The organism is Pseudomonas sp. Ag1, assembly GCF_000278565.1.
GTDB lineage: Bacteria > Pseudomonadota > Gammaproteobacteria > Pseudomonadales > Pseudomonadaceae > Aquipseudomonas.
Window position 1 is genome coordinate 1 of the sequence record NZ_AKVH01000033.1, and the last position, 11269, is coordinate 11269.

Sequence of the window (11269 nt, forward strand, 5' to 3'; positions counted from 1 at the left end):
GCTGCGCCATATTCAGGTCACCTGGAATGCTGAACGCCAGGTACCACAGGAAGCCCGCTCATTGAGCGGGCTTTTTTGTGCCTGGGATTCAGCTCAACGACTGAATGCCCGGTTCGGTTTGCACGGGTGCAATGCTGTTTCGCCCCATGAAGGCCAGGACCACCAACGCCGTCAGCACGGTGAATCCCGCGAGCAGTTGCAGCAACGTGTTGAACCCCGCGATGTAGGCGCTGCGCAGTGCTTCCGGCGGAAGGGCGGCCGAGGCCAGTTGCACGTTGCCCATGACCAGGCCTTGGGCAATCACTGACACGTCGGCCCCTGCGAGACCCTTCAGGTGATGTGCCACCAATGCGCCCAATACTGCCATCGTGATCGCCAGCGCCACGCCTTCACTGGCCACGCGGGTGGTGTTGAAAATCCCCGCCGCCATTCCCGCGCGCTCCTTGGGCACCACGCTGATCGCCAAACCATCCATCAAACCCCACGGCAGCCCGGTGCCGATCCCGATGACCAGCATTGCGGCTATGGTCTGCGCAGGCTGGTTGGCCAGGCTTAATCCCCACAGGCCCACCGCCGCGATCAGCAAGCCAATGGCACACAACAGTCCTGCTGAGAGCCAGCGGGTCAGCGATGCGGCGATCATCGGCACCACCAGCATCGGTGCCGATAACGCGAGCATCATCAAACCCGCGTCCAGCGCGCTGGCGCCTTCCACACCGATAAACCGCAGGGGCAGCAACACGATCAGCACGATGTAGCAGTAGCAGGTACCGATCGGCAGGAGCTGCACGCCAATAAAACGCGGGAAGCGAAACAGCCGCAGCTCCAGCATCGGTTGGCTGGAGCGGTTTTCGACGAGGACAAACACCAGCAAAAACACCGCCGCCGCGATCAGCAGGGCATCAACCAGCGGCGACGTCCAGCCGTGCTCCGGCGCGAGGATCACCGCCGTGGTCAGGGCCACCAGCATCGCGGAAAACGTCAGTACACCAGCGGTGTCCAGCCGCAGCGCTTGCGGGTCGCGGCTTTCACGCATTTTGGGCGCGGCAAACAGCAGCGAAATACCGGCCAATAATGCAGTGCCGAGAAAAATCGAGCGCCAGCCCCAGTGCTCGATCAGCAACCCCGACAGCAATGGCCCAAACGCCAGACCTGCACCGAATGTGGTGCCCAGCAAGCTGAAGGCGCGGGTACGGGCGTGCCCGTCGAACTCCTGGGCCAGCGCCGCACAGCCACTGGCCAATGCCGTAGCCGCCGCGACGCCCTGCACACCACGCAACACATCCAGCCAGAAAATCCCCGGTGCCACTGCCAGCAGCAAGGAGACCACGGTAAACAGCGCCATGCCCCACAAGAAAAGACGCTTTCTCCCATAGAGGTCGGCGAGGGTGCCGGCGGCCATCAACAGGCTGCCGAAACTCAGCATGAATGCGTTGGTGATCCACGCCAGCTGGCTGGGCTGGGCGGCAAATGCCTGGCCGATAAAGGGCGTGGCGACGGCGCCGCCGGTAAAGCTCATGGGCAATACCAGGGCGGCCAGGCAAATGGCCGCCAGGATGGAATATCGGCCATGGGCGGGCGCAGATTCGGTTGTAGTGGTCATAGGGGCATTCCCGTGAGTCAGAAGATTAAAAGACTCTAATCAGGATGCAATCATGGATAAACGGGCTTACATTCCTTTCATAACGGACTTGATGGATGCAATGACGTGACCGATAACCTGAGCGGCGTGATCGCCTTCGTGAAAACCGCGGAAGCCCTGAGCTTCACCGGCGCGGCCCGGGCGATGGGGATTTCCGCTTCGGCGGTGGGCAAGAATGTCGCCAAGCTTGAGGCGTCACTGAATGTGCGGCTGTTGCACCGCAGTACGCGCAAGGTCAGCCTCACCGCCGAAGGCCAATTGTTCTACGAGCGCAGTCGGAAAATTCTCGACGACCTGCAAGACGCCCGCGCCATGCTTTCCCATGCGATGCAGGCACCCCGGGGCAAACTGCGGGTCAGCCTGCCCACCATCGGTTATCGCTTTCTCTTTCCGCACATGAGGGCGTTCCGCAAAGCCTACCCCGAGATCGAGCTGGAGCTGGATTTCAACGACCATCTGGTGGACGTGATCGAGGAGGGCTTCGACGTGGTCATCCGCAGCGGTGGCCTGGCGGATTCGACCCTGATGGCCCGCAAGCTGGGGCCGTTCAGGTTTGTGCTGTGTGCATCGCCCCAATACCTACGAGCCAACGGCCGGCCAGAATCCCTGAGCGAACTGGAGCATCACCCGTGCTTGCGTTACCGCTTCGCCACCACCGGCAAAATCATGGACTGGACCTTGTCCGCCAACCCGGCCATCACCCAATTGCGCCTGCCCACCGCGCTGACCCTGAACAACATGGAGGCCATGCTCCGGGCCGCGATGGACGGCCATGGGATTGCCTACGTGCCAGACTTCCTGGCCCGCGAAGCCCTCGCCCAGGGCCAGCTGGAAACCGTGCTCGACGGCCATTCCGATGACCAGGGCCAGTTCTGGGCGCTGTGGCCATCCAGCCGGCATCTCTCGCCGAAGATCCGCGTGTTTGTCGATTTCGCCGCCGCGCACCTGTTCACAAACCCACCAGTCGGTAGCCCACCTGCAACTCGGTGATGAAGTACTGCGGCTGGGCCGGGTCCGCCTCCAGCTTCTGCCGCAGGTGCGCCATGTGCACCCGCAGGTAGTGGGCGCGGTCCACGTAGTCCAGGCCCCACACCTCGAGCAATAATTGCCGGTGGGTCAGCACCCGGCTCTGCCCGCGAATCATCGCGCACAGCAGGCGGTATTCGATGGGCGTCAGGTGCACCGGCAGGCCTTGGCGCCACACTTCATGGGTCGCCAGGTCCACCTCGATATCACCAAACGCCACCTTGCTGGTGGCCGCCACGGTGCCGGTCTGCCCATGACGGCGCAGTTGCGCACGGATGCGCGCGAGCAACTCGGGTACGCCGAAGGGTTTGGTCAGGTAGTCATCGGCGCCGGCGTCCAGGGCGGCGACTTTTTCCTCTTCGCGATCCCGCGCCGACAACACCAGGATCGGCACCGCCAGCCATCCCCGCAGCTCGCTGATCAGCTGTTTGCCGTCGCCGTCCGGCAGGCCCAGGTCGACGATCACCAGGTCCGGCTGACGGCTGGAAGCGTGGATCAACGCGCGTTTGACGCTGTCGGCCTCGAACACCTGGAAGCCCTCATCCTGCAGGGCGATGCCGACAAAACGGCGGATGTTGGCCTCGTCTTCAACAATCAGAATGCGTGCAGTGCTCATAGGGCGTCCATTGGGGGCGGAGTACCCGCCGGTAAAGTGATGACGAAATGCATGCCGCGCTCGCTGCCGGGTCTGGCTTCGATGCGCCCGCCGTGGGCTTCGACGATGCGCTGGGCCAGGGCCAGGCCCAGGCCGATTCCGGCGACCGAGGATTCCTGCTGGCCACGGGCAAACGGTTCGAACAGATTGGCCGGCGCGCTGCCCGGGCCGGTGTCGCTGACTTCCAGCAGGATGCTGTCGGAAACGGAACGGGCGGTAACGGTGATGACCGTGCCAGGCGGGGTGTATTTGGCGGCGTTGTCCAGCAGGTTGACCAGCACCCGTTCGATCAGCAGCGCGTCGACTTCCACCAGCGGCAACTGCGGGTCGAGGGTGGTGTGCAGCACATGCCGGGCCAGTGGTTCGCGTAATTGGCGCAGGGCGCTGCCGACAATTTCTTCCAGCAAATGCCATTGCCGGTTGAGTCGCACACCGCGCTCCTGCATGCGGGCCATGTCCAGCAGGTTTTCGATCAAGCGTTGCATCGAAGTCGCCTGCTCATGAATACCGTGCAGCAACGCGGTCAGCGGCCCCGGCGGCGCATGGGGCAGGGCGGTGTCGGCGGCGCCGATCAGGGTGGTCAAGGGGGTGCGCAGGTCGTGGGAAATCGCCGCGAGCAAGGTGTTGCGCATTTTCTCGCCTTCCATCTGCACCATCGTGCTTTGCGCCACTTCGACGAAGTGCACACGCTCCAGGGCAATCGCCAATTGACTCATGCAGGCTTCCAGCAGGCGGCGCTCTTCGGGCTCGTTGAGGCGTTCGCTTTGCGCCAGTTCCAGCACCAGCACACCGCGCACGCGCATCGGCGCCTTGAGCGGCAGGTAGCAGCCCTTGGCGGCGGACAAGGTGTCGGTGCCCTGGCCGGCGGACTGGCCGTGGTCGTAGGTCCATTGGGCGATGCTGTCGTCGATCGGCAGCCCGCCCGCGCCCACGCTGTGCACGCCGTCGGCGGCGTCCGGCAAGGCCAGGCCGACCCGCGCCTCGAACACGCCGCTGAAGGTGCGCAGCGCCACTTCGCTGATCTGCTCCACGGTCAACGCGGCCGACAGGTCCCGGGCCAGGCGCGCCAGTGAGGTTGCGCGACGTTCTCGAGCGGCGGCGGTGCGCGCTTCGTGGCGCAGGCGTGCGGTGAGCTGCCCGGTGATCAGCGCGATGCCGAGCATCAACGCGAAGGTGAAGAAATACTGGGTGTCGTTGACGGTAAACGAGTAGCGCGGCTGGACGAAAAAGAAGTCGAAACACAGCACCGCGAGCATCGCTGCCCACACGCCGGGGCCGCGTCCAAACCGCAGGGCCACCAGCACCACCGTGAGCAGGAACAGCATCACCACGTTGGCCAGGTCGAACACTTGCAGCAGCAGCGCGGCGATGGCGCTGGCGGTGAAACAGGCGAGTGTGGACCAGAGGTAGGCCAGGGTTCTGCCGGGCGCTGGCGTAGGTTTTTCAATGGCAGGAACAGTGCCCGGCAGTACGCCATGGGCGATCACGATCTGGTCGATCTGCGGATGGTGCCGGCTGATCCGGTCGCTCACCGACTGATGCCAGAACCGCCATGCCCGGCGCGGATGATGGCCGAGCACCAGGCGATTGGCGTTGTGTTCCCGGGCACAGGCGGCCAGTGCTTCGGCGACGTCCATGCCCGGCAATGTCGCGGTGTCGGCGCCGAATTCGCTGGCCAGGGCCAGGGTTTTCATTGCTGTGAGATAACGCTTGGCGCCGCGGCCCTGGGCTGCCGTGACGTGCACCACGATCCAGTCCGCCTCGAGCTTTTGCGCCAGGCGCGCGGCTTCTCGCACCAGGCGTTCATCACCGGCGTCACCGGCCACGCCTACCAGCAATCGCTCGCGGGCGGGCCACAGGGTCTTGATCGACTGTTCGCGACGGTACACGCGCATCTGCGTGTCGACCCGGTCGGCGGTGCGGCGCAGGGCCAGTTCCCGCAGGGCGAGCAGGTTGCCCTTGCGGAAAAAGTGCCGCGAGGCGCGCTCGGCCTGGGGCCCCAGGTACACCTTGCCGTCCTTCAAGCGTTGCAGCAGATCATCCGGCGGCAGGTCCACGACGACCACTTCGTGGGCATTGTCGAACACGTGGTCCGGTACGGTTTCCCGCACGCGAATGCCAATGATCCCACTCACCAGATCGTTAAGGCTTTCCAGGTGCTGGACGTTGAGGGTGGTCCACACGTCGATGCCGGCGCTGAGCAGTTCTTCCACGTCTTGCCAGCGTTTCGGGTGGCGCGAGCCGGGCACGTTGCTGTGGGCCAGTTCATCCACCAGCAGCACGGCGGGATGGCGTTGCAGGGCGGCGTCGAGGTCGAATTCGGTGAGGGTGAAATCGTGATGCAGGCGTTGGGCGCGGGGCAGTTGTTCGAGGCCGTTGAGCAGGTTGGCGGTTTCCTGGCGGCCGTGGGTTTCCACCACGCCGGCGAGTACGTCGCGGCCCAGGCTGACTTCCCGTTGCGCCGCGTCAAGCATGGCGCAGGTCTTGCCCACCCCGGCGTTGGAGCCGAAGTAGATACGCAGTTTGCCGCGCAAGGCGGCCTGTTCTTCCTGCTGGACCCGGGCGAGAAGGGCGTCGGGGTCGGGGCGTTCTTCGTTTAATGCGGGCATGTCATTCCTGGTCAATGCGGTTCAATGGTGGGAGCGGGCTTGCTCGCGAAAGCGGTGTGTCAGTGACAGACGAGTTGGCTGACACTCCGTATTCGCGAGCAAGCCCGCTCCCACATTGGGTTTGCGGTGCTACACGAGACCCAGCCCGGTCAGCACCAGGTCAATCAACTTGATCCCGGCAAACGGCACCAGCACCCCGCCCAGGCCATAGATCAGCAGGTTGCGATTGAGCAACGCTGCCGCGCCAATCGCCCGGTACGTCACGCCGCGCAGTGCCAAGGGAATCAGCGCCACGATGATCAACGCGTTGAAAATCACCGCACTGAGGATCGCCGAGTTGGGGCTGGTCAGGTGCATCACGTTCAGCGCGCCGAGCTGCGGATAGGTCGCGACAAACGCGGCCGGGATGATCGCGAAATATTTCGCCACGTCATTCGCCACGCTGAAGGTGGTGAGTGCGCCACGGGTCATCAGCATTTGTTTGCCCACCTCGACCACTTCGATCAGCTTGGTCGGGTTGCTGTCGAGGTCGACCATGTTGCCGGCCTCTTTCGCTGCCTGGGTGCCGCTGTTCATCGCCACCGCCACGTCGGCCTGGGCCAGTGCCGGGGCGTCGTTGGTGCCGTCGCCGGTCATGGCCACGAGCTTGCCCTGGGCCTGGTAGTCGCGGATCAGCTGCAGCTTGTCTTCCGGGCGCGCCTCGGCGAGGAAGTCATCCACGCCGGCTTCCACCGCAATCGCGGCGGCGGTCAGGCGGTTGTCGCCGGTGATCATCACGGTCTTGATGCCCATGCGCCGCAGTTCGGCGAAGCGCTCCTTGATGCCGCCCTTGACCACGTCCTTGAGCTCCACCACGCCGAGTGCCTTGGCCCCGTCCGAGACCACCAGCGGAGTGCTGCCGCGTCGGGATACTTCGTCGACCTTGGCCTGCAATGCAGCCGGAAAGCTCCCACCGAGCGCTTCGATATGACTGCGGATCGCATCCGCTGCACCCTTGCGAATACCGCGGCCTTCGGGCAGGTCGACGCCGCTCATGCGGGTCTGTGCAGTGAAGTGCACAAAGCTTGCGCCGAGGGCGTTGATGTCCCGCGCGCGGATGTCGAACTTCTGCTTGGCCAGCACCACGATGCTGCGGCCTTCCGGGGTTTCGTCGGCCAGGGACGCCAGTTGCGCCGCGTCGGCCAGTTCAGCTTCCTTGACTCCCGGTGCCGGCAGGAAACTGCTGGCCTGGCGATTGCCCAACGTGATGGTGCCGGTCTTGTCCAAAAGCAACACGTCGATGTCACCCGCCGCCTCAACGGCGCGGCCGGAAGTGGCGATCACATTGGCCGACATCATGCGGCTCATGCCCGCCACGCCGATGGCCGAGAGCAGGCCGCCGATGGTGGTGGGAATCAGGCACACCAGCAACGCCACCAGCACCGTGGCGCTGATCACGTTGCCACTGCCACTCATGGCCACGGCAAAGATCGAGTACGGGCTCAGCGTGGCGATCACCAGCAGGAACAACAGGGTCAGGCCCACCAGCAAAATTGTCAGGGCGACTTCGTTGGGCGTTTTCTGACGCTTGGCGGATTCGACCATCGAGATCATGCGGTCGAGGAACGACTCGCCCGGGTTGACGCTGATGCGCACCACCAGCCAGTCCGACAGCACCCGCGTGCCGCCGGTGACCGAGGAAAAGTCGCCGCCGGCCTCGCGAATCACCGGTGCCGATTCGCCAGTGATTGCGCTTTCATCCACCGAGGCCACGCCTTCGATCACCACGCCGTCCAGCGGCACCAGGTCGCCGGCTTCGATCAACACCACCTGGTCTTTGCGCAACAGCGTGGCTTCGGTCGGCAGCCATGCGGCGCCGTGTTTGGGTTGTTGCAGCAACTTGGCCAGGGTCTGGCGCTTCATCCCGCGCAGGCTGGCGGCCTGGGCACGGCTGCGGCCTTCGGCCAGGGCCTCGGCAAAGTTGGCGAACAGCACGGTAAACCACAGCCACAAACAGATGCTGAGGATAAAGCCGCTGGGCGCTTCACCCTGGCCACCCAGGGACTGGAACCACAGCAGCGTGGTGAGGAGGCTGCCCAGGTACACGACGAACATCACCGGGTTTTTCCACTGCGCCTGGGGCAGCAGTTTCTTGAACGCATCCCCGCAGGCGGTGAGCACGATGGCGCGATCAAACAGAGGTAAACGAGCATTCTTGATCATGGGGGAATCTCTTACTCACTGGCCGCAATGGGGGGCTGGCGCAGAGGCAGGCGGGCGTCCAGCGCGAGGTTGAGTTGCAGCACATTGACCCGTGGTTCGCCGAGCAAACCCAGGGTGCGTTCCGCGGTGTTTTCGTTCACCAGTTGCAGCAGTTCGGCTTCGGGGATCTGTCGCAGGCGGGCGACCCGGGCCAGCTGGATGCGTGCGTTGGCCACGGAGATATGCGGGTCCAGGCCGGAGGCGGAAGCGGTGACCGCATCCACCGGCACCTGGGCCTCGGCGGCGAGGCCGTTGTCCTGGCGGTAGGCTTTAACCCGGGCCGCGACCTGGTCCACCAGTTTCTGGCTGGTAGGGCCCAGGTTGCTGGCGCCGCTGGAACCGGCGTTGTACGGCTGGGAGACACTTTTGCTCGGGTCTTGCGGGTCGGCACCGAGGGTCATGCTCGGGCGGCCGTGGAAGTAGCCGGGCCTGGTGAAGTCCTGGCCGATCAACGCCGAGCCGATCACCAATCCGTCGCGTTCAATCAGCGAGCCCTGGGCCTGGAACGGGAACAGCAACTGCGCGGCAAAGGTGGTGAAGACCGGGTAGGCGAGGCCGGTCAGCGCCATGAAAAACACTGCCGAAACCAGCACCGGGCGCAACAGCCCTTTGAATATTGATTGAGTCGTCATCAACGTGTCCTTAGTTGTACGTCTGGCCGGACAGCAACTGCAGTTGCTCCACCAGCGGACCGAGCGCGAGCGCCGGCAGGAAAGTCAGGCCGCCCACCACCAGCACCACAAACACCACCAGCACCATGAACAGCGGGGTTGCGGTGGGGATGGTGCCGGCGCCGGCAGGCACGGTCTTTTTCATCGCCAGGGAACCGGCCACGGCGAGCATCGGCAGCATGGTGAAGAAGCGCCCGACCAGCATCGCCAGGCCAATGGTGGTGTTGAAGAACGGCGTATTGGCGTTCAGCCCGGCGAACGCCGAACCGTTGTTGGCGGTGCCCGAGGTGTAGGCGTAGAGCACCTCGCTGAAACCGTGGGGGCCGAGGTTATTCAGGCTGGCCATGGTGTCGGGCCACAGGGCGGCGAGGGCGGTGAAACCGAGGATGCTGATGGGGTGCGCGAGCACCGAGAGCATCACCAGTTTTATCTCCCGAGCCTCGATCTTCTTGCCGAGGAATTCCGGGCTGCGGCCGATCATCATGCCCACCAGGAACACCGTCAGCAGCGCGTACTGGATCAGGTTGATAAAGCCCACGCCGTCGCCGCCGAACACGCAGTTGAGCATCATCTGCGCCAGGGGCACGAAGCCGCCCATGGGGGTCAATGAGTCATGCATCGCGTTGACCGAGCCGGTAGTGGCCGCGGTGGTGGTGGCGATAAACAGGCTGCTGTCGGCAATGCCGAAGCGCAGTTCCTTGCCTTCCATATTGCCGCCGCTTTGCTCGATGGACAGCGTCTGGTTGGCACCGGCCTGGGTCAGCAGCGGGTTGCCGTTTTGCTCGGCGCCATACACCAGAGCGAGAAAGCCTAAGAACATCACCAGGAAGGTGCCGAAAAACACCCAGCCCTGACGGCGTTGCAGCAGCATGCTGCCGAAGGTGTAGGTCAGCGCCGACGGGATCAGCAACATGCTGAGGATGTGCAGGGCGTTGGTCAGCGGGGTCGGGTTTTCGAACGGGTGCGCGGCGTTCATGCTGAAGAAACCGCCGCCGTTGGTGCCGATATGCTTGATCGATTCAAAGCTCGCCACGGCGCCGACAATCAGTTGTTGCTGCGCGCCTTCCAGGGTGGTGGCCAGGGCTTGGGAGGAAAAGGTCTGCGGCATGCCTTGCCACACATACACCAGGGCCATGCCCACGCACAGCGGCAGCATCACGCGGTACAGGGTGCGAGTGAAGTCGACCCAGAAATTGCCGATATCCGCCGAGCTTGAGCGACTCAGGCCACGGATAAAACCGGCTGCGGCGACCACGCCCGAGGTGGCGCCGACGAACATCAGGAAGGTGATTACTGCCATCTGGCTGAAGTTCGACAGGCTGGTTTCGCCCGAGTACGCCTGCCAGTTGGTGTTGGTGATAAAGGAAGCGGCGGTATTGAACGCCAGGTCCGGGGTTTGTGCGGCCAGCCCGAGTGGGTTGATCGGCATGACGGCCTGTAACCGCAGGATGAGATAGCCGAGCACCATCATCGCGGCGTTCGACAGCAACAGGGCCGAACCGTAGCGGGCCCAGCTCATGGTTTCCAGCGGGTCGATGCCCAGCAGGCGATAGGTATAACGTTCCGGCAGGGCGTGGCGGGTTCCGGTAAACACCCGGGTCAGCCACTTGCCCATCAGCACGGCGAGCCCGGTCATCAACCCCAGGACCAGCGCAAATTCCAGCAAAGTGCTTAGCATGTCGAGGCTCCGTTCAAATCTTGCCCATGGCGACAATGGCCATGGTTGTCGCGGCGAAAAACACCAGGGAGAGGCCTACAAAAATCATGTCGTACATGGTGGGGCTCCCTAGAACTTTTCGGCGCGAATGAGGGCGTAGCCCAGATAAGCGAACAGCCCGACGGCGCATAGGCCGCTGGCGATATAGATGAACTTGAGTGTGAGCACGGTGGAACTCCCCTGATTAATAAGCCGCGATTGCGGACGCGGGGAGGTTAAGAGGTTGGGTATCAAGTTCGGGCACTGATTGCGGGTTTGGGCATTAAGACGGTGTATAGAGGAGGGTGGGGTGGGCGAACGGAAAAAAGGGATAACCCGGGGGCGGGGTATCCCTTGAAGCACTGGGGTTTTGCTGCTTTTGATGATCAGCTTATTTGGCTTTCTTTTTCTTTGATTCGCGGGTGGCGAGTTGTTCGAAGCAAAACGCGGCGGCGCCGAACAGGGCGATCATTGAGAGGACGATCATGCCTAACGTTGAACTTTCCACGATGACTTCCTGCGGGGGTTATTGGGGTGGAGGTCACAGTAGTGGAGGGGGGATTAGTTGCTCAATAGAGACGACGTAAACGTTATGGCTGGGGTTGAATCTATACGGAATCTTTACGTGGCTGTTGTGTGTATATCCGTTTTTTAGGTAACGGCTACTTATGGTTTCGCTCTTACAGCGACTCACTTTGGAAAAGCCCCAAAGTAAGCAAAGGGCTCTGC

The 11269-nt window shown here is 63.3% G+C and carries 8 protein-coding genes; 1 reads left to right on the top strand and 7 read right to left on the bottom strand.

Translation table 11 applies throughout. The features are described 5' to 3' along the window. Nucleotides 1-88 precede the first annotated feature (88 nt). Complete coding sequence (locus tag A462_RS31650) at nucleotides 89-1603, bottom strand: MFS transporter (RefSeq protein ID WP_008430362.1); 1515 nt, start codon at nucleotides 1601-1603, stop codon at nucleotides 89-91. Between the two features lie 105 nt (nucleotides 1604-1708). On the opposite strand from A462_RS31650, the gene A462_RS31645 reads away from it, so the two are divergent. Next, nucleotides 1709-2632, top strand: a complete 924-nt coding sequence (locus A462_RS31645) for a LysR family transcriptional regulator (RefSeq protein WP_008430364.1) — start codon at nucleotides 1709-1711, stop codon at nucleotides 2630-2632. Here A462_RS31645 and A462_RS31640 read toward each other — a convergent pair. The 6 genes from A462_RS31640 to kdpF form a co-directional block, all read right to left on the bottom strand. Continuing rightward, nucleotides 2592-3284, bottom strand: coding sequence for a response regulator (locus A462_RS31640; protein ID WP_003219430.1), 693 nt, complete (start codon nucleotides 3282-3284; stop codon nucleotides 2592-2594). The two genes, A462_RS31645 and A462_RS31640, sit on opposite strands and share 41 nt — an antisense overlap. After that, a complete protein-coding gene (locus tag A462_RS31635; protein ID WP_008430367.1) occupies nucleotides 3281-5932 on the bottom strand; it encodes a sensor histidine kinase in 2652 nt (883 codons plus the stop codon). Before A462_RS31635 ends, A462_RS31640 begins: the two co-directional genes overlap by 4 nt. 129 nt (nucleotides 5933-6061) lie before the next feature. After that, nucleotides 6062-8134 carry a potassium-transporting ATPase subunit KdpB gene (gene kdpB, locus A462_RS31630; protein ID WP_008430369.1) on the bottom strand — a complete coding sequence of 691 codons (2073 nt, stop codon included), beginning with the start codon at nucleotides 8132-8134 and terminating at the stop codon, nucleotides 6062-6064. A gap of 11 nt (nucleotides 8135-8145) precedes the next feature. Continuing rightward, nucleotides 8146-8805: a K(+)-transporting ATPase subunit C gene (gene kdpC, locus A462_RS31625; RefSeq protein ID WP_008430370.1), complete on the bottom strand. Its 660-nt coding sequence runs from the start codon at nucleotides 8803-8805 to the stop codon at nucleotides 8146-8148. 10 nt (nucleotides 8806-8815) lie between these two features. Further along, nucleotides 8816-10522, bottom strand: coding sequence for a potassium-transporting ATPase subunit KdpA (gene kdpA / locus A462_RS31620; RefSeq protein WP_008430372.1), 1707 nt, complete (start codon nucleotides 10520-10522; stop codon nucleotides 8816-8818). Between the two features lie 108 nt (nucleotides 10523-10630). Further along, nucleotides 10631-10729 carry a K(+)-transporting ATPase subunit F gene (kdpF, locus tag A462_RS31615; RefSeq protein WP_003219423.1) on the bottom strand — a complete coding sequence of 33 codons (99 nt, stop codon included), beginning with the start codon at nucleotides 10727-10729 and terminating at the stop codon, nucleotides 10631-10633. Between the last annotated feature and the right edge of the window lie 540 nt (nucleotides 10730-11269).

Bases quoted from the DNA above. Each gene is read 5' to 3' on its own strand.
- kdpB (WP_008430369.1), bottom strand. From the start codon at position 8,134: ATGATCAAGAATGCTCGTTTACCTCTGTTTGATCGCGCCATCGTGCTC.
- kdpA (WP_008430372.1), bottom strand. From the start codon at position 10,522: ATGCTAAGCACTTTGCTGGAATTTGCGCTGGTCCTGGGGTTGATGACC.
- kdpC (WP_008430370.1), bottom strand. From the start codon at position 8,805: ATGACGACTCAATCAATATTCAAAGGGCTGTTGCGCCCGGTGCTGGTT.
- A462_RS31640 (WP_003219430.1), bottom strand. From the start codon at position 3,284: ATGAGCACTGCACGCATTCTGATTGTTGAAGACGAGGCCAACATCCGC.
- A462_RS31650 (WP_008430362.1), bottom strand. From the start codon at position 1,603: ATGACCACTACAACCGAATCTGCGCCCGCCCATGGCCGATATTCCATC.
- A462_RS31635 (WP_008430367.1), bottom strand. From the start codon at position 5,932: ATGCCCGCATTAAACGAAGAACGCCCCGACCCCGACGCCCTTCTCGCC.